At 57.1% G+C, this 17,614-nt stretch carries 17 protein-coding genes; 6 read left to right on the plus strand and 11 right to left on the minus strand.

What is annotated here, in order from left to right:
* Nucleotides 1-85 precede the first annotated feature (85 nt).
* From AC2FHX_RS17740 to AC2FHX_RS17760, 5 genes are all read left to right on the plus strand, one after another.
* Nucleotides 86-925: a flagellar motor protein MotB gene (locus AC2FHX_RS17740; RefSeq protein WP_496703071.1), complete on the plus strand. Its 840-nt coding sequence runs from the start codon at nt 86-88 to the stop codon at nt 923-925.
* A 98-nt stretch (nt 926-1,023) separates the two neighbouring features.
* On the plus strand, nt 1,024-2,319 hold the full coding sequence (locus tag AC2FHX_RS17745) for a flagellar hook protein FlgE (RefSeq protein WP_496703069.1): 1,296 nt from the start codon (nt 1,024-1,026) through the stop codon (nt 2,317-2,319).
* A gap of 33 nt (nt 2,320-2,352) precedes the next feature.
* Nucleotides 2,353-3,804: a flagellar hook-associated protein FlgK gene (gene flgK / locus AC2FHX_RS17750; protein WP_496703068.1), complete on the plus strand. Its 1,452-nt coding sequence runs from the start codon at nt 2,353-2,355 to the stop codon at nt 3,802-3,804.
* 2 nt (nt 3,805-3,806) lie between these two features.
* Complete coding sequence (locus tag AC2FHX_RS17755; RefSeq protein WP_496730994.1) at nt 3,807-4,814, plus strand: flagellin; 1,008 nt, start codon at nt 3,807-3,809, stop codon at nt 4,812-4,814.
* Nucleotides 4,811-5,905: a flagellar basal body P-ring protein FlgI gene (locus tag AC2FHX_RS17760; protein WP_496703064.1), complete on the plus strand. Its 1,095-nt coding sequence runs from the start codon at nt 4,811-4,813 to the stop codon at nt 5,903-5,905. Before AC2FHX_RS17755 ends, AC2FHX_RS17760 begins: the two co-directional genes overlap by 4 nt.
* A 52-nt stretch (nt 5,906-5,957) precedes the next feature.
* Here the strand turns inward: AC2FHX_RS17760 and AC2FHX_RS17765 are convergent, their stop codons facing one another.
* The 8 genes from AC2FHX_RS17765 to AC2FHX_RS17800 are packed head-to-tail and all read right to left on the minus strand — an operon-like array spanning nt 5,958 to nt 13,531.
* On the minus strand, nt 5,958-6,602 hold the full coding sequence (locus tag AC2FHX_RS17765) for a DUF1523 family protein (RefSeq protein ID WP_496689870.1): 645 nt from the start codon (nt 6,600-6,602) through the stop codon (nt 5,958-5,960).
* A gap of 10 nt (nt 6,603-6,612) precedes the next feature.
* Nucleotides 6,613-6,879, minus strand: coding sequence for a hypothetical protein (locus tag AC2FHX_RS17770; RefSeq protein ID WP_282022190.1), 267 nt, complete (start codon nt 6,877-6,879; stop codon nt 6,613-6,615).
* 1 nt (nt 6,880) lies between these two features.
* The gene (locus AC2FHX_RS17775; protein ID WP_282022191.1) at nt 6,881-8,218 is read right to left on the minus strand and encodes a DUF6638 family protein; all 1,338 of its coding nucleotides are present in this window, start codon (nt 8,216-8,218) and stop codon (nt 6,881-6,883) included.
* Entirely contained in the window at nt 8,215-8,979 is a 765-nt protein-coding gene (locus tag AC2FHX_RS17780) for a hypothetical protein (protein ID WP_496703062.1), read from the minus strand. The genes AC2FHX_RS17775 and AC2FHX_RS17780 overlap by 4 nt, the downstream gene beginning before the upstream one ends.
* Nucleotides 8,976-10,907 carry an AAA family ATPase gene (locus AC2FHX_RS17785; RefSeq protein WP_496703060.1) on the minus strand — a complete coding sequence of 644 codons (1,932 nt, stop codon included), beginning with the start codon at nt 10,905-10,907 and terminating at the stop codon, nt 8,976-8,978. Before AC2FHX_RS17785 ends, AC2FHX_RS17780 begins: the two co-directional genes overlap by 4 nt.
* Nucleotides 10,908-10,929: 22 nt before the next feature.
* A complete protein-coding gene (locus tag AC2FHX_RS17790; protein ID WP_496703058.1) occupies nt 10,930-12,048 on the minus strand; it encodes a hypothetical protein in 1,119 nt (372 codons plus the stop codon).
* A complete protein-coding gene (locus AC2FHX_RS17795) occupies nt 12,045-12,437 on the minus strand; it encodes a hypothetical protein (protein WP_281995567.1) in 393 nt (130 codons plus the stop codon). The genes AC2FHX_RS17790 and AC2FHX_RS17795 overlap by 4 nt, the downstream gene beginning before the upstream one ends.
* Before the next feature lie 14 nt (nt 12,438-12,451).
* The gene (locus AC2FHX_RS17800) at nt 12,452-13,531 is read right to left on the minus strand and encodes a coiled-coil domain-containing protein (RefSeq protein WP_271950875.1); all 1,080 of its coding nucleotides are present in this window, start codon (nt 13,529-13,531) and stop codon (nt 12,452-12,454) included.
* Between the two features lie 258 nt (nt 13,532-13,789).
* Here AC2FHX_RS17800 and AC2FHX_RS17805 point away from each other — a divergent pair, with 258 nt between their 5' ends.
* On the plus strand, nt 13,790-15,265 hold the full coding sequence (locus tag AC2FHX_RS17805) for an NAD-dependent succinate-semialdehyde dehydrogenase (protein WP_496703056.1): 1,476 nt from the start codon (nt 13,790-13,792) through the stop codon (nt 15,263-15,265).
* 122 nt (nt 15,266-15,387) lie between these two features.
* Here the strand turns inward: AC2FHX_RS17805 and AC2FHX_RS17810 are convergent, their stop codons facing one another.
* The 3 genes from AC2FHX_RS17810 to AC2FHX_RS17820 form a co-directional block, all read right to left on the minus strand.
* Complete coding sequence (locus tag AC2FHX_RS17810) at nt 15,388-15,855, minus strand: Hsp20 family protein (protein ID WP_142638359.1); 468 nt, start codon at nt 15,853-15,855, stop codon at nt 15,388-15,390.
* 122 nt (nt 15,856-15,977) lie between these two features.
* The gene (locus AC2FHX_RS17815) at nt 15,978-16,751 is read right to left on the minus strand and encodes a trypsin-like serine peptidase (protein ID WP_496703054.1); all 774 of its coding nucleotides are present in this window, start codon (nt 16,749-16,751) and stop codon (nt 15,978-15,980) included.
* Between the two features lie 38 nt (nt 16,752-16,789).
* Nucleotides 16,790-17,581 carry a trypsin-like serine peptidase gene (locus AC2FHX_RS17820; RefSeq protein ID WP_281973552.1) on the minus strand — a complete coding sequence of 264 codons (792 nt, stop codon included), beginning with the start codon at nt 17,579-17,581 and terminating at the stop codon, nt 16,790-16,792.
* Between the last annotated feature and the right edge of the window lie 33 nt (nt 17,582-17,614).

Raw genomic sequence — 17,614 nt, forward strand, 5'->3', positions numbered from 1 at the left:
GGAATTCAAGACAGTTTTAAGTGTTAAGCCCACCTTAAGACCTGCCCGGCTACCCCTGTAACTGGGTGATAAAAAGGTGGTGGAGATGGGTGCGCAATCCAATGTGGCGCCAGTCATCATCAAGAAGAAACGTGTGTCAGGTGGCGATGGTCACCATGGTGGCGCGTGGAAAGTCGCATATGCCGACTTTGTCACGGCCATGATGGCGTTCTTCATGTTGATGTGGCTGCTGAATGCAACAACGGAACAACAACGCAAAGGGCTTGCGGATTATTTCTCGCCGACCATTCCCATAAACCCGGTTTCGGGTGGCGGCGATGGGGCCTTTGGCGGCAATAACATGTTCTCTGAGGAAACTCTGGTCATGGACGGGACCGGCGCCAGCAAACGCAGCCCGACGCCCGCGCGACAAGCGCGTGGATCGGTTGGCGTCAGCTCGGACGGCGGCGGAAAAGAAACGGTCGAAGACTTTTCCTCACTGGAATCAGAGCTTATGGGGCGAACCGGCGAAAGCATGGTGTCCGACAAAGTCCTCAAACATATCGTCACCCGCGTGACGGATGAGGGTCTGGTGGTCGAACTCTTTGCCACCAAGGATCAACCTCTGTTCGAATCAGGGACGAACCAACCAACCAATATGCTGCGTGCTCTGACATTGTTGGTGGCCCGATCCTCTGATCTGGTGACAAATGACATGGCGGTCGGAGGGCATGTCGGTTCCTCGCCGGTGGTTCTGGCCAAAAACCCGGCCTGGGATTTGTCTACCTCGCGCGCTCAGCAAGTTCGCCAAATGCTGCAGGACAAGGGTGTGGCACCGCTCAGGTTGGAGCGCGTAACCGGCCATGCCGACCGAAAATTGTCGGATGAAAACCCGATGGCCGCACGCAACAACAGGATCGAGATCATCTTTCTGCGCGGCACCTGAGAATAAAAGGATAGACGGCATTTTACCTGTTAGCGCGCTGTTAAGGCCCAGCGCGTTAGCTGTTGCATCAAGATTTGACGCAACAGAAGGGCGTGCCAATGACAATTTCCTCTTCGCTGAACGCTGGCGTGGCCGCCTTGAAGGCCAACGCAAACCGGCTGGCGACGATCTCGGACAATATCGCGAATTCATCAACCTTCGGGTATAAACGGGTGGAAACTGATTTCCATTCTATGGTCACCTCCGGCCAGGGCGGCAGCTATTCCGCTGGGGGCGTTCGCACCACCAGCCAACGCCTGATCGACCAGCGCGGTTCGCTGGTGACAACCAACAACTCCACCGACCTTGCGGTGCGTGGGCGCGGCATGATGCCTGTACGACCAAGTTCTCAGATCGCGGCCGGTTCGAATGAGATGTTGCTGACCACGACAGGGTCGTTCCGCACCAATGAAGAAGGATATCTGGTCACCGAATCAGGGCTTGTTCTGCTGGGTTGGCGTGCGAATGCGGATGGAACCATCCCTGCGGTTCCGCGTGACACTCCAGCTGCGCTTGAACCCATTCAGCTCAGTGTTAATCAACTGTCGGGCGCACCCACGACGCAGATGAATCTGCGCATGAACCTGCCCGCGACCGCTACGGATGCGGGTTCCCCTGGCGACATGCAACCCTTGTCCGTTGAATATTTCGACAATCTGGGAAAATCCGAAAGCGTTGATATCGAACTCGTCCCTACAGTGCCGGCCACCGGCAGCAGTAACGAATGGACGATGATCATGCGCGATTCAGCCTCGGGCGGCACCATTATCGGTGAATACACCCTGACCTTCACCGATAGCCGAACTGCGGGTGGCACGCTGGCCAGCGTAACTGCGGTCACCGGCGGTGCATATGACCCAGCAACCGGCAGCCTTGTGGTGAACGTGGCCGGCGGCCCAATGGAGATCAATATAGGGGAAATCGGGGATGCCGACGGAATCACGCAACTGTCCGATACATTTGCACCAGTTTCGATCACGCGCGATGGTTCGGCGGTCGGCACCATGACCAGCGTTCAGGTTGACGAAAACGGGTATGTTTATGCGTTCTACGATACCGGCGTCAGCCGACGCATGTACCAGATCCCATTGGCGGATGTTCCGAACCCAAATGGACTGACCGCGCTGGACAGTCAGACCTATGCACCATCCCGGGAAAGCGGGACGTTCTTTCTGTGGAATGCGGGGGACGGGCCAACCGGCGACCTGGTTTCTTTTGCGCGCGAAGAATCCACTACCGATGTGGCGACCGAGCTGACCTCGATGATCCAGACACAGCGGGCTTACTCTTCCAGCGCAAAGGTTATCCAAACGGTGGATGAGATGCTTCAGGAAACAACCAATATCAAACGCTGATCAGGGTTTTGATTCAGGAAAGGGACCTGCAGAATGAATATGTCCACAGCATTGAACAACGCGTTGGGCGGCCTGACCGCCGCCAGTCGCGGTGCGGCGGTTGTGTCCGAAAATATTGCAAACGCATTGACGCCCGGCTACGCGCGCAGGTCTTTGGAACTGGCAACCAACACGATTTCCGGCCACGGCGTGCGTACCGTAGGTGTCATTCGTCATCAGAATCCCGTCCTCACGTCCAACCGCCGGGCCACGGATGCCGATCTGGCCTTCCACACCACCATTTCAGACTTTCACACAAGGTTGGAATCTTTGGTAGGGTCCGCCGATGATCCCGCATCGCTTGCGGTTCGACTGGCTGATTTTGACAACAGCCTGTTAACAGCGGCAAGCCTGCCGGATTCCAGTGAACGACTGGACCAGGTCGCGCGCACGGCTCAGGATCTGGCACGCGGTCTGAACGCAGCCTCTGAAGGGTTGCGTCAGATGCGATCCAACGCGGACCGGTCCATCGGCAAACAGGTCGACACCCTGAATCAGACCCTCAAGGATATTGAAGAGCTGAATGCCAAGATCCCGGCCATTAAGTATACCGGCGCCGATATTGGTGGGCTACTGGATCAACGACAGGTCCTGATTGATCAGGTCAACGAACTGGTTCCTGTAAATGTGATTCAAAGGGACAATGATCAGGTCTCGCTTTATTCTGATGGCGGCTTGATATTGCTGGAAAACACTGCGGCCGAGTTCTCCTTTTCGACAACCGGCGACACCAAGCCCCATATGACCCTAGCAAACGGGTTGTTGTCCGGGCTTGAGATGAACGGAAACCCTGTCCGTACCAGTGGCGATTTCGCCCAAATTCGCGGTGGTGCCTTGATGGCCCAATTCCAGATTCGGGATGAAATCGCGGTTGAGGCTCAGGTCGATCTGGATGCCGTTGCGCGCGATCTTATCGAAAGGTTCGAAACGCCGGGGCTGGATCCGACCGCGCTGGCCACGGATCCGGGCGTGTTCACCGATGATGGCAACCGGTTTGATCCGGCATCGGTGACGGGATTGGCCTCTCGCATCAGTCTGAATGCAATCGTTGACCCGGACGCCGGAGGAGAGAGCTGGAAACTACGGGCCGGGCTGGGTGCGGCCACACCCGGCAGCGCCGGAGATGCCAGCCAACTGCGCGCCTTCAGCTCAATTCTGAACGACGAGCGCCCTGTTGCAGGCTCAGTTTTCGGGGCCGGAAACATGCGCGCCGCCGACATCTCCGAGGCGCTGTTGTCACGGGTTGGCTCGGACGCCCATGTGGCCGACGGGCGGCGGGTGTTTGCAAACAGCGCCAATCTGGAAATGACGGCCATTGAGGCCGAACAGGGCGTCGATACCGATCAGGAATTGCAGCGGCTAATGCAAATTGAACAAGCCTATGCGGCAAATGCCAGACTGGTTTCGGTCGTCGATGAACTTATGGACACATTGTTGAGGCTGTGATGATGAATGTAACCTCTATGGGCGACCTAGCGCGCGGATTGACCCTGAAATCGCGGGCGACTGATATCAAAAATCAGATCGAAACCCTGTCTTATGAGATGTCTTCAGGCAAAGTGCAGGATGTCTCCGGCCATCTGGACGGGGATTATTCCTATCTTCTGGATTTGGATCGAAACCTGTCACGCCTGGATGCCTTTCAGGTGGCCACAGCCGAAGCTGGCCTGTTCACTGACGCCATGCAGCTAAGCCTTACAACGGTCAACGACGCGGTGGGGCGCCTGACGTCATCCTTACTGGCATATGGGACCTCCAATCAGGCGGTCACGCATGAGCATGCCTCTGTCCAGGCCAGAAATGAGCTGGATACGGTCATGTCGGCATTGAACACCCGAGCGGGTGGCCGAAGCCTGTTTTCCGGCGTGGATACCGATGTGTCGCCTCTGGCATCTGCGGATACCTTGTTGACCGCGTTAGAGGCTGAGTTGACGGGGCTGACAACACTCACGGACATCACACAAGCTGCGGAAGACTGGTTCAATGATCCTGCGGGTTTCGATGCGGTTATCTATCAGGGTGCAGACACAACTCTGGCACCGATGAGCATTTCGGAAAACGAAAGTGTCTCCATTCCGATCACTGCGACCGATCCAACACTCAAAGCGGCGTTAAGGGATATCGCCGTTGCCGCCCTGGTTTCGGTCGATGGTCTGGGACTGCCGAATGATCTGCGGACGTCCTTATTCACCCAACTCGGGAGCGAGCTTGCCAACACGCAGGACGGAACAGTGAATTTGCGGGCGGATGTTGGCGCCGCCGAAGCCAGGATTGAACAAGCCGCCACGCGCAATGCGGCGGCGCGTACAAGCCTGGAATACAGCCGAAACTCTCTGATCGCCGCGGACCCGTATCAAACCGCAGTGCAACTGCAGACTGTCCAATTTCAATTGGAAAGCCTGTATTCTGTCACCGTTCGCAACGCGAACCTATCGTTGGTGAATTTCCTGAGATGAGATTACTTGCCATTCTCTTGATCCTGCTTCCAAGCCTGTCTTTTGCCGGGGCTATCCGGCTGAAGGACCTTGTCGATTTCGACGGGGTGCGCGGCAATGATCTGGTTGGTTATGGTCTTGTGGTCGGATTGAATGGAACCGGCGATGGGCTCAGGAATTCTCCGTTCACCGAAGAGATCATGTCCAATATTCTGGAACGGCTTGGTGTGAACGTGAATGGTGAGGATTTTCGCCCCAAAAACGTGGCCGCCGTGCTTGTGACAGCCAGCCTGCCCCCCTTTTCGCGGGTTGGTGGACAGATCGACGTCACCGTTTCGGCAATCGGCGATTCCAAAAGCTTGCTGGGCGGGACGCTTATTATGACACCGCTGAATGCGGCAGATGGTCAGATCTATGCGGTGGCACAGGGGTCAGTTCTTGCAGGTGGCGCCGTTGCCGAAGGCGATGCGGCTTCGGTCACCCAAGGGGTTCCGACATCCGGTGTGATCCCATCCGGAGCTCGGGTCGAACGTGAAATCGACTTTGAGCTTTCCGATCTGACCCAAATGCGCCTGGCCCTGCGTGAACCGGATTTCACAACCGCCGGTCGGATCGAGCAGGCAATCAATACCGAATTCAACCGGGCCGTAGCGATCATGCGCGATTCCGGGACGGTCGAACTGAATATTGCAGCGACACAGGCGATCTCGACCGCGCATGCGCTTGGGCGCATTGAGAACATCCTGGTAGAGCCAGAAACAAAGGCGCGAGTAGTAGTCGATCAGCGTTCGGGCACGATTGTCATGGGTCAGGAAGTGCGTATCTCACGCGTGGCAGTCTCGCAGGGCAACCTGACACTGACGGTCGAAGAGGCCCCAATCGCGGTTCAGCCAAACCCGTTCGCACGAGGCGAAACCGTCGTGGTTCCGCGTACCGTAGCCGGTATCGAAGAAGAGGAAGGCACCGGTTTGGCGGAAATTCCCGAGGCCACGACCTTGTCCGAAGTCGTCGCAGGGCTAAACGCTTTGGGTGTCTCACCCCGCGACATGATCGACATCCTGAAAACGATCAAAGCGGCCGGAGCATTACACGCCGAGTTCATCGTTCGATGAAGGGCTATCCCGGCGGTAGGCGCACAGCCCCAAGACCCGCCGGGAATTCACGTCATTTTGATTTCCAACTGTCCAACCATTTGCGGAATCGGTTGCGATGCTCGCCGATGGCGTCGCCGGTTGCATACAACCCATCCTCGACACTCTCGATCATCGGATCGATCCGCGCCTGACGGAACCTGCGCCAGCGCACCCAGATTGCCCAGACAATCGCAAAGAAGACCGTCAGGAAGACGATGTTGAACCAAGGGATCAGACGCGCATCCGGACCATCGACATGTTTGATAAAGACAGCGTTGGGAAAGATCGACATGAACTCATTCCGCCAGCCATAATGCGTCACGGCAACCCAGTCCGGGTCGTTTTTGTCCGAGATCGCGTCATTGGCTTCGGTATACAAATTGGCAGTGTCGAATTTGAAATAGGGCGGCCAACCCCAGCTGGTATCTTCGTTGCGATACACAATCGGTTTGCCATTGGCACGTACGGCCTGAATGAACTGTACATCCCGGTTCGACAGACTGGCCGACTGATCATCGGGCTCGGACCAGAAGATCCGGGTCCAGTCGTTCAGGTCCTGCCGTTCTTCATAGGTGTTGACGATCCGAACCACATCCCGTTGCGGCAGAGAATACTGAAGGATTACGGCGACCGTTCCCCAGAAAATCAGAATGAATGCCCATTTCAAATAGGCCATGCTTTACCTCTCACATGTAGTTCACAATGTAGATCAGCGACCCGATCGCTACCCAAGGCACAACATAGACACCCAGGATCAATTTGCGCCGGAACGAATTGTCATAGACGTGCAGCCCCCGTGCGACAAAGGCTGCCTTGTCTCCGGTTTTGCCCTTTTCGTCCCACCAACGCTCTAGCCTGCGGCGACGCGCACTGCGTGAATACAGCGACAGGGCAAAATAGGCCACGGTCTGGATGACTAGCAGGATCAGAAACAGGCGCATCGCTCCGAACATTTCAATCCTTTCCTAATGCGCCCCAGGGACCAACGCGGGCGATAACGGTTTCGCTGATCCTGTCTCGACCGCTCATATCCGGCTCATGTCCGAACAGGGCAGCGCGGGCACCCGCCTTGTCCACCTGATACTCACGCGCGAGGAAATCAGCAACATAGGCCTTCTTGGCCTCGGACCAGGATTTGTAGGTGCTATAGAACAGCTCTTTGTGGCAGATGAACATCTGGCGCGGGTCCAGTGGGGCCAATTCGGCCAGCAGCATGTTCACCAGATCACGGTTCGGCGTATCGGCAGCCCGCAGCGTATAGAAATACGCCGAATGATCCGAGGTGATCCGGGGCCACCGCCCGCCATCCGTCGCCCAACGCAATAGCTGCGCCAGCCCATGATAGGCCTCTGGCAACCGATCCGCGTGGGTGCGCGCCAGCCGACGCATATCACTGCGGTTCAGGCCAGTCAGATCGACCCCGGCATCAGCGGCCGCGTCGACGGTCAGGAAGTCCATCTTTTGCTGCAGGATCGCAGCAGCATCCACGCCGCGCGCTTTGACGATGGGTTCGACCAGGTCGTTATAGTCCAGGAACTTGGCGATCTGGTTCCGCTGCGACGGGTCAAACGTGTATTTGATGTTCAAATCGTCGGGCTTTTCGCCCATACAGATCGCCGCCGGGTGATCCATGTCTGGAAACAGATACAGCCCGCCGAAATGCGCTGTCCAAAAATTGCGCTGTTCGAACGCGGTATGACGCAGACGCACCGGGTTGCGGGTGACGTCGCCGGTTTCCTTGGCCGTCTCAATCATCTTGGCGATCAGCACGTCGTCGAACCAGGCATCCTCTTCCGTTTTGAACTGCTCAACCATGCCCGCCAGCCGCTCGGCTTTACGCAGGGTCCCGCCAGCAGTATCGGCCTCGATCTCGATCTTCTGGATGTTGAACAGGTCACGCGGGGTGCTGAGTTTGATGACCGAGTTCACCAGCTCTCCGGCCACCGCATCGGTGGCGGTCAGGGCGAACAGCTGCGCCTCGTTCATCTCGATGAATTCGCGCAGGATATCGCGCGAGGTCGAGAATTTGACGTTCAGCAGTGGCGCGCGTTTCTGCTCGGTCGTCAGCAGGATGAACTGCCGGTTGACCCCGTTGGGGTTGAGGTAGAGCTCGTCCTCCAGCTCAATCCCCACCTCCGGCGAATAGCCCGAGATATCGACATGGAAATCCGAAAGCGCCGTGGTCTTACCCGCCAGATGCCGCAACGCGCGGTTATACCGCTCGACCAGAGCCGGGCTGGAGATGTGGACGAGGTTGCCGAACATCAGGCCTTTTTTGATGAGGCGGATCATTCGTCGCTCCGAACAAATACTGGAATCACCGCGTCACTATCCGCTGCGATGAACTCAGGTTCTACGAAGTAACTTGTCTCTTTCGCCACTTTTCCTACTTTGCTCAGTACGAGACCAATCAATTCCGATTGTAGTTCCATGATCAGAAAAAAGACTTGTGAAGACCACTCTATCCAACTCTTCGCAAGCTCGTCTGGATCTTCGAATTTCTTGTCCGCATCGGAAAATCGTCGCAGGCGCTCCACGAACATCAGCCGTTCTCCCAAAACACTGTACGAATTACAGTCTAGAGAATTTAGGTAGACTGACGCATCTGCGTCTTCAGGCAGACTTTTGATATTCTTTTTAGCCAAATCGAAATCGTAGTGAAAACTCACATCGTTTCTAATATTTAGATTCTTTGCCCGGCCATCGGAGCTTTTTAACTCACTAATATTTTGCTCTTTTTTCTGAACTAGCCCAAAAATCTCAGAATCTGCCGATTTAGCTTTCTTACTCACTTGTCTGAGGAACTCGTGAGCCTCAAAAGCCTCAGAAGTTAAGGTTCTAAGTACCACATTGTACTGCAGATCAGCCGCAAATTTAACTGGGCCAATGTCGTCTACCTGCTGCTCAGTAAGCCTCAGAAATCGCGCGAAAACGTTTAGTTCGTTACAGATAAAAGACAGCGTACCTAGGACGGCCATCTCTTCTTTGGTCATCCAACTAAGGTCGGACTTTGTTAGTCTAAATTCATTGAAGTGTACTGGGATTTCACTCATCCCTTCCCCTCCAGATATCGCCGCTTGGCCTCTTCCATCCGGCCCATCTCACGCACCGCGTTTTCGATGGCGACCTCGTCGCTCTTGTCGGCATAGCGGAACTCGCTGTCGGCGTAGCGGTTGATCTCTTGTATCACCATCTCGACCGTGATCGGCTGGCGCAGGTCTTCGATCATGGCCTTCTTGGTGTCGTAGTCGCGGAACAGGAACAGGTCGGGGTTCTCCATCCATTCGTCGGGCAGTTCGAAATCCATCGCGCGGACCTTGACCGCGTCGGTGATGTTCTTGATTGCGCGGCCGGTGAACCGCTCATCCGCCTGTTGGATCGCCTTGAGATAGCTGCCCATCTTGGCAATCGTGTCCAACTGACCGATATCGCCGGACACCCGGTCATAGACCTGCAATAGAGCCTCTTCATGCGGGCGGGAATGACTTTCGAAACTGGCGGCGACGGCCTTCTTGATCTCTTGCGCGGCATAGGCTTCGTGCTCGCCCAGCGGGATGTCGTGGTTGCGGCCCATCAGCAGGTGCAGGATATCGATGTAATCCTCGCGCGTTTGCGGCCCGTCCACCAGGAACCGCGCGCCCGCCCGCTGGCGCAGGGCGTCGTCCACATTCTCGGGGTAGTTCGAGAACATGCCAAAGGTGCAGTTGCCCCGAACGACGGTGTTGGCGCCGGCAAAGCTCTCCATCAGCACGGCGGTGATTTCCAACTGCCCGGCCGAGGACTGTCGGTCGCCGCGCTTGCCTGCCAGCTGGTCGATGTCGTCGATGGTGCCAAAGCCGATGACCGAAGGGTCGATGATCGTGTTGATAAAGGCCTTGGCGTTCTGGCCGGATTTGCCCTGATAGCTGTCGATATTGTCGGTGCTCAGGTTCTGATAGCGGAACGGATATCCGGCGTTCTGGCAATAGTCGTTGATCAGCCCGGCCATCATCTGGATCAAGGTGGTCTTGCCGGTGCCCGGTTTGCCGTCGCCCATGAAGGTGAAGATGAACCCGCCAAGCTCGGCGAACGGGTTCAGACGACGATCGAAATCATAGGCCATTACCATCTTGGCCAGCTTCATCGCCTGATATTTGGCGATATGGTTGCCGACCACCTCGTTCGGTTTCTTGAACGTCATGGTCAGGGTGGTGGATTTAGCTTTGGAGGCCGGCTCAAAACCTCGGATGGTCAGATCGTCAGCCTCGATATGCCAGGCGGCGTTCTGGAACGGGGCCAGATGGCCCGCGGATTGCGCGCGCAGGGCGGCCTTGTCCATCAGTTGCTCGGCATAGGCGCTGGTGGCCGCGATCAAATGCGCATCATCGGGCGCGTGTTTGGCGAGGGTTTGGTCCAGCTCCCACAGCGCGCCGTGCAGGGCAAGCTGGCCGTTGTCGGTCAGAACTTCTTCGATTTCCCCGACATCAACTGTGGTCTCGCCCAGATGTGAGGACATCAGATAGGCCAGCGCATTTCCGAAGGTGTGGGACGTGATCAGAGCCTCCGCCGTCAGCAGTTCCGAGAATTCGGTCTTGCGCGCGGCGGGCAGATCGCCCGCAAGGTTTGCGCGTTTCAGATCGGCCAGAGGGGTTTGTTCGGCATAGGCCTCTGACACGGCCAGAGCGATGGCGATGGCGCGGCGAATGGCCTGTTGCGTGGTGGCCTGCGGCGGAGAAACCAGCGTATCGCCGTCATCTGACGCCTCGATCCGTTCCACCAGATGCACCCCGTCAGCCCGCACAGTCCGCCGTGTCACCAAACCAGGTGTGGTGGACCGAAACCGCCGACCTGTGGAGACGCCCGGCGACCTCTCAACCGCGGCCTCAACCGCTTTGGCAATCCGCGGCGCGTGCTCGAACCCGTTCAGCAAGGCGGTGGCCGCAGTGTAGTGGTTGCGAATATCGTCTTCGCGCAATTCCATCTGGTCTGACGTCAAACTCATCTCAAAATAGCCTTTACTGTCTTCAATATCTCAACACCTGCCCGGTCTTGCTGACGACGAACTTGCGCACGTCGGCAAAACCCGGCGGGTTGCGCTCGGCCAGTACCTGGAACGGGCGTTGTGGCAGAATGATCGAGCGCTCGGTTTGTGTCGCCCCCGTCTCGGCCCCCTGCCCGCCGAATGGGTCCAGCGCAAAAACCTCGCGGTCGACAGTCCCGAACCAGCCTGAGCGTTCTTGAATCACATCCTCGCTTCGCAGCGCTTCAGTGGTCCAGGCCAATGCCCAATCCTGACCCGCAGGGGATTTCGCATCCTCCAGCACCTGCCGCAGCGGGCCGGATTGCTCGGTAAAGGCCGAGGAATACATCGGCCCCACATGAATGCGGCGCAGGTGTTTGGGATGCAGGTCGTCGAAATCCTGATCAAAGCCTTTGGCGATGGTCACCAGTTTCAACCCACCCAAGGATTGCGCCATCAGATGCGCCTGCACTTCGGGCCAGCGGCGTTGATCTTTGGGCAGGGCCGTGCGCCCCGAATCCTCCAACTCCATCAGGTAGATGACCGGCAGGTTGATCTGGCTGTCGTACACGGCCCAGTGGATCAGGAACCTGCGCCGCTCGCCCTCATTGCCAATCCAGTGACATTCGGGATCATTACGGGCCCAGAACAGCTCACCCTTCAGCAATTCCTCGTAATAGAGCCTTTGGGACAGCGCGAATTGCAGCTTGGTCGGGATCTCCCGGTCGCTGATAATGGTGCGCACCATGTCGGTTTTCAGCTCATCCTCGGACGGCATATTCGCCAGATGCACCTGCGCCTGCTGCGCATCGTTGGCCATAGTCAGCAGCTCGGCCGCCACCGGAAACCCACTGTCGCGCTTGTCCATGGCGAGGCTTCCAAAGAACCGCCCCGTATCGCGCCCGACCAGCAGGTATTTCATGGATAGCGCGCGGAAGGTGAAGAGCAGCCCCGAGAGATAGCGCGACACGGTCCGCACCTCTTGCTTGCTGATCGCGCCCTCAGCCTCCATCGTTGCGGCCACGCGCAGAAGGTGGACGGTGATCACCTCGAATTTGCGGAAATAGCGGCGCGAGGCGAGGGTGTCGGTCAGGCCGACATGGTCTTGGGTGAGGTTAGTCATTGGGCGCGCGTCTGATAGAGTTCTCTTCTGCAACTATCTACTTGAGCCACAAAATTTATTGCACCGAGCCCTACAACCACGATCAGAGGCACCCCCACTTCCAAGAACTTTGGGAACAAGTAAAGCATGCATGCGAAAGGCAGCGCCCATACCTTCGCATATTTTAGCCATAAATTTTTGGATCGAATGGATTCGCCAAAGCTGATTTCTTGGCTCATTTCTTTTTTCGAAGCGGATGTCAGCCGCGCAAATTGGTGGATCAAAAAGAACCCTGGCATCAAAGACCAAAATGCAACTAGCCCGAACATGTAAGCTTCGAAAACTAGACTGAATCCCATGGCGACAAACCAGGCCGCCAGCCAAGCTGATATACAAATGTCTCGTGTCATCTTGAGCAATGGGCTCACCCACCATACAAATTCTTGTCATGCTTCTCGACAATCGAGGCAAACCGGCGGGCAAAGCGTTCATCTGCCTTGGCCTTTTTCTCCAGCACATCGCGGGCAAAGACCATGTGGTCCTCATGCGCCTCAAGCATGTCGGCCATCTTCTGGTTGGTTGCGGTGCCGATCGAGGCCATGGCGGTTTGCGCCTCTTGGTCGGTCTGCACGCCGATCTCGTTGATGCGGTGGGCCACGTCCTGCTGCTGCGCGGTTTTCAGCGATTTGGTCAGGGCGTCATACAGCACTACGCGCTGTTGCGTGTCTGTCTGCAGCTTGTTGATCAGCACCATCTGCGTCGCCGCCTGGTTCTGCAGGGAATCGACCCAGGTCTTGCCCTTTTCGATATAGCGCTCAAGCGTTTGGCTTTTGGCCAGCTTGACCTGCTCTTCCTGAACCTTGGCGTTGTATTGCTTGTTCAGCTCGGCCAGCTCGGTCTCCAACTGGGTGCGCGCGGCGGCGTCCTGTTCGACGCTGATCTTGTTCTCCAGCGTGATAATTGTCGGGTCCATGCCCTGAATCTCAGCCCGCAGCGCTTCCAACTCGGCCACGGTGGCCTCACGGTCATCCAGCGTGCCGGTCAGGTTGTTTTCGACCTTCACGCGCTGTTCTTCCAGCACCGACAGCTGCCCTTCCAGCAGCTTCACGATCACGTCGGATTTGGCGATCAGGTCCTGCAGCTTGTCGTCAATACTGGCTGTGCGCATCCGCTCCTGCCGCATCGATTCAGATTTACCCTTCGAGAAGATGCCAACAAACGTCTCCCACCCGGATTTTGAACGCATCTCGTCAAAATCCTTAGAGAATGCGCTGGTGACGTCATCCAGACCCATGATCAGCTCGGCGATATTGGCGTTCATGACTTCGGTATGGGCGTGCACATCTTCCAAAGTGGCGTTCTCGATATCGATATCCGCCTCGGCCGTGCCAATCTTGGCCCGTGCAGCCTCAATCCGCGAGGTCAGCCCTTGGATCTGCGACTGGCTTTCGCGCACTTTCGTCTGTGTTTCTTCAATCAACGCTTCGAATTGCTGGTTCGACATCTCTGCTGTCCCCTGTTTTCTTTATTTACCCAATAAGATAGGGAATGTTATGTTCATTTACATCCCCTTGAGCCCTCAAATCACCGAGACTTTTACAATTTCGTATCGAAAAAGATAGGCCACGCAGGCGAGATATCTGCACTCTGCAACGATGAATTTGATCAAATCTGGATTGATCCTGCCCGCCGAGTGGACATAGACAAATGCGACGCCACCTGTTTGGGTGCGCGCAAACCCTTTTCTGCCGGAGTCCGACCCATGCTGGATACTACGACCGACCTGAAATCCATTCTGAAAAACCCCGATCTGCTGGTGACCAAGGCCTATATCGGCGGCCAGTGGGTCGATGGTGACAATGGGACGTTTTCCGTCACCAACCCTGCGCGGGGCGACGTGATCGCCGAGGTCGCCGATCTGAGCCGTGCACAGGTTGCAGGTGCCATCGCTCAGGCTGAGGCCGCGCAAAAGGAATGGGCCAAGCTGACCGGCAAGGAACGTGCGGTGATCCTGCGCCGCTGGTACGATCTGATGATGGAAAACGCCGAGGATCTGGGCAAGATCCTGACCGCCGAACAGGGCAAGCCGCTGGCCGAAGCCGTGGGTGAGATCGGCTATGGTGCCTCGTTCATCGAGTTTTTCGGCGAAGAGGCCAAGCGCATCTATGGCGAGACTATTCCAGGTCATCAGCGCGACAAACGCATCATGGTGCTGAAACAGCCCATCGGCGTTGCGGCCTCGATCACGCCCTGGAACTTCCCCAATGCGATGATCACTCGAAAGGCCGGACCGGCGCTTGCAGCCGGATGCGCCTTTGTCGCCCGGCCTGCCGCCGAGACACCCTTGTCGGCGCTGGTTCTGGGCGCATTGGCCCAGCAGGCAGGCATCCCCGCCGGTGTGTTCAACGTGGTGCCCTCGTCGCGCGCCAGCGAAATCGGCAAGGAGTTCTGCGAAAACCCCGGCGTGCGCAAGCTGACCTTTACCGGCTCGACCGAGGTGGGGCGCATCCTGCTGCGGCAGGCGGCGGAACAGGTGATGAAATGCTCGATGGAACTGGGCGGCAATGCGCCGTTCATCGTGTTTGACGATGCCGATCTGGATGCCGCCGTCGAAGGCGCGATGATGTGCAAGTTCCGCAATAACGGCCAGACCTGTGTCTGCGCCAACCGCATCTATGTGCAGGCCGGTGTCTATGACGCGTTTGCTGCCAAGTTGAAGGCCGCGGTCGAGGCTCTGAACGTCGGCGACGGCCTGAACGAAGGCATCACCACCGGACCGCTGATCAATGATGACGCCGTTGCCAAGGTGCAAGAACACATCAAGGATGTAACCGACAAAGGCGGCCAAATCCTGACCGGTGGCCTGCCGCACGATCTGGGCGGCACCTTCTTTGAGCCGACCATTGTCACCGGTGTGACGCAGGACATGCTAGTGGCGCAGGACGAAACCTTTGGCCCGCTGGCACCGCTGTTCAAGTTCGAGGATGAAGACGACGTGATCGCCATGGCCAATGACACGATCTTTGGTCTGGCCTCGTATTTCTATGCCAAAGATCTCAGCCGCGTTTACAAAGTGGCCGAGGCACTGGAATACGGGATCGTTGGTGTGAACACCGGCATCATCTCAACCGAGTTAGGCCCGTTCGGCGGCGTCAAACAATCCGGCTTGGGCCGCGAAGGCAGCCATCACGGCATGGAAGACTATCTGGAGATGAAATACATCTGCCTGTCGGTCTGATCCGCCCAAACCTTCACTGAACAGCTGGCCGTAAAGGCAACGCCCCGCGTCTGGAGGAACGCGGGGCGCATGGTGCGGCAATCCAGAGAGGAACGATTACCGCGGCGTGGTGACTGACTGCCTCAGTTTACGGCTTTGGCGTCAACCACATCCTTTTCGATGGCCTTGCTGGACGAAATCTCGATCCGGCGGGCTTTCAGGGCTTCGGGCACCTCGCGCTTGAGATCGATATTCAGCATGCCGTTCTCATGGCTGGCACCGGTAACACGAACGTGGTCGGCAAGGGCAAAACGGCGCTCGAACGCGCGGGTGGCGATGCCGCGGTGCAGATAGCTGCGATCTTTGTCTTCCGCAGTTTTCTTACCGGCGACGACCAACGAATTCTCTTTCACTTCGACCGAAAGATCGGCCTCGGAAAAACCGGCAACAGCAACCGAGATACGATAGGTGTCGACATCGGTTTTTTCGATGTTGTAGGGCGGATAGCTGGGTTGAGCCACATCATTGGTCAGAACGCGATCCATCATGTCAGCGATCTGGTCAAAACCTACAGTGGCGCGGTGCAGCGGTGCAAAGTCAAATGTACGCATATGTCGTATCCTCATGTTTGAGCGATGAACGTAATGCCCTCCGATCGGACGGGCGTTCGATTGTCTCAGGCCCCGTTTGCGGCGACCCGATACATTTGACATGGGAAACGTTCTGGCCGAGTTCAACCCCCTCCGGAGCTGATGAATTTCGCACCGGTATCCGACTTGCCTGATCCCACCTGCAATCGCTTTATTGTCGCCTTTGGTTTAGGGGCATCCCGGCGCAGAGTCGCCTTCAGATCGGCCACAATTTCCTGCAATTCCATACCGAATCCCACTTTCTGCCGACCATCTGTACCAACTGCAGAGACTACTGAAAGTATTTGCCAGCGCGGACCGTTTCGCGCCAACAGAGCCGAACCCGAGGACCCAAATGTAATGTCGCAGTTGAATGTGATCAGGCCCTGATAGCGCTGCAGGATTTTACAGGACCGTTCCCGCGTAATCGCATTCGATCGGCCCCGACCATACGATGCAAGGCTGACCTCATCCCCCGCCACGCGCCCGTTATGCAACGCAAAGGGATCAGCCACGGAATAGGGGATCGGTTGATCCAGCCGCATCAACGCGACATCAACGCGCACGGCATCGGGCGACAGTTGAGCGAAACGTGTGTAATCCGGATGTGCCGCGATCTGCACCACCTTGCGATCTGCCAACGCAGTTCCGTCGCTTAGCCCTGCCCGAAAGGTTACCTGCCCCGGCCCATAGGGTTGACCGGTTCTTTTGTCCAAGGCGCAATGGGCCGCGGTCAGTACCAGATCCTGTGCGATCAACGTACCCGTACAAAACCCCTCGGAGGCGATATCCAGGCGGCCGACGGCCTCCCAGCCATATAGGTCATCGCGGTCGGTGAGTTTGCGTTTTGCACTTTGCGCCTGGGACATCGTTGTCATCATAGACAGGCATAAAAACAGACTTGCCCAAAATCGCATCATGGCCGGACGAACCTGGCGCCAATATGACGGCTTGCCGAATCGCCGGTTTCCGAGCCGCTGAATCCGCGCCCGGCGGACAGTTCACTCCGCAGCAAAGGCAGCGAAACCTCGACTGCGGTACCTATGGCCACAGGCTCGCCATTGAATTCCGCCTTGGCCGCCACGACCGAGACGATCCGTGGTCTTTCGCCCTCGAACGCAAATACCGGGGCGCCGGAGGATCCAAACTCGACATCACAGGACAGGACAAGAACCTCGGAAACGCCGGTCACGACCGAGCAGACCTCTTGCAGTGATGGCGCCTCGGCGCGGTCCTTCGCATAGGACACAACCCCAACTTCCTGTCCGCGAACGGGCCGATCGCCGGTATCAAATGGAATGACCGAGGTACTGCGGATTGGCTGCCATAGCTCGATCAGCGCAATATCGCTACCGATCCGGTTGGTCGGGGTTTCGTCGTCGTAAAAGTAATCGGGGTGAATCACCGCCCTGCGCGCCGCACGATAGGCTGATGCCCGACCCAGACGCCAGGCGGCAAGAAATTCGACCTTAGACAGGTCAATACGTTGGCCTGTGGCCTTATCATAAAGACAATGCGCTGCCGTCAGCACCTGGTTCTGCGCAATCAGCGTCGCGGTGCAAAATGCTTCGCCGTCAATATTCAAGCGCCCGACAGCCATCCAGGCCCGCCCGGCATCGGTGGTGTCCAGACTCTTCAGCCCGCTATCCTGCGCCGTTGCAGCCATCGGTATGAGTGCCAGCGCCAAAGCCTTGATCCAGTTTCTCAAGCGGTTCTCCGGCGTTGCTTTCGGCATATGTTC

The organism is Ruegeria sp. CDSC042 (genome assembly GCF_059610745.1).

What these genes read in the sequence shown, in the direction of transcription:
- flgK (WP_496703068.1), top strand. Translation starts at nt 2,353, where the DNA reads ATGAATATGTCCACAGCATTGAACAACGCGTTGGGCGGCCTGACCGCC.
- AC2FHX_RS17770 (WP_282022190.1), bottom strand. Translation starts at nt 6,879, where the DNA reads ATGTTCGGAGCGATGCGCCTGTTTCTGATCCTGCTAGTCATCCAGACC.
- AC2FHX_RS17785 (WP_496703060.1), bottom strand. Translation starts at nt 10,907, where the DNA reads ATGAGTTTGACGTCAGACCAGATGGAATTGCGCGAAGACGATATTCGC.
- AC2FHX_RS17775 (WP_282022191.1), bottom strand. Translation starts at nt 8,218, where the DNA reads ATGATCCGCCTCATCAAAAAAGGCCTGATGTTCGGCAACCTCGTCCAC.
- AC2FHX_RS17765 (WP_496689870.1), bottom strand. Translation starts at nt 6,602, where the DNA reads ATGGCCTATTTGAAATGGGCATTCATTCTGATTTTCTGGGGAACGGTC.
- AC2FHX_RS17780 (WP_496703062.1), bottom strand. Translation starts at nt 8,979, where the DNA reads ATGAGTGAAATCCCAGTACACTTCAATGAATTTAGACTAACAAAGTCC.
- AC2FHX_RS17745 (WP_496703069.1), top strand. Translation starts at nt 1,024, where the DNA reads ATGACAATTTCCTCTTCGCTGAACGCTGGCGTGGCCGCCTTGAAGGCC.
- AC2FHX_RS17755 (WP_496730994.1), top strand. Translation starts at nt 3,807, where the DNA reads ATGAATGTAACCTCTATGGGCGACCTAGCGCGCGGATTGACCCTGAAA.
- AC2FHX_RS17790 (WP_496703058.1), bottom strand. Translation starts at nt 12,048, where the DNA reads ATGACTAACCTCACCCAAGACCATGTCGGCCTGACCGACACCCTCGCC.
- AC2FHX_RS17795 (WP_281995567.1), bottom strand. Translation starts at nt 12,437, where the DNA reads ATGACACGAGACATTTGTATATCAGCTTGGCTGGCGGCCTGGTTTGTC.
- AC2FHX_RS17815 (WP_496703054.1), bottom strand. Translation starts at nt 16,751, where the DNA reads ATGACAACGATGTCCCAGGCGCAAAGTGCAAAACGCAAACTCACCGAC.
- AC2FHX_RS17810 (WP_142638359.1), bottom strand. Translation starts at nt 15,855, where the DNA reads ATGCGTACATTTGACTTTGCACCGCTGCACCGCGCCACTGTAGGTTTT.
- AC2FHX_RS17740 (WP_496703071.1), top strand. Translation starts at nt 86, where the DNA reads ATGGGTGCGCAATCCAATGTGGCGCCAGTCATCATCAAGAAGAAACGT.
- AC2FHX_RS17760 (WP_496703064.1), top strand. Translation starts at nt 4,811, where the DNA reads ATGAGATTACTTGCCATTCTCTTGATCCTGCTTCCAAGCCTGTCTTTT.
- AC2FHX_RS17800 (WP_271950875.1), bottom strand. Translation starts at nt 13,531, where the DNA reads ATGTCGAACCAGCAATTCGAAGCGTTGATTGAAGAAACACAGACGAAA.
- AC2FHX_RS17805 (WP_496703056.1), top strand. Translation starts at nt 13,790, where the DNA reads ATGCTGGATACTACGACCGACCTGAAATCCATTCTGAAAAACCCCGAT.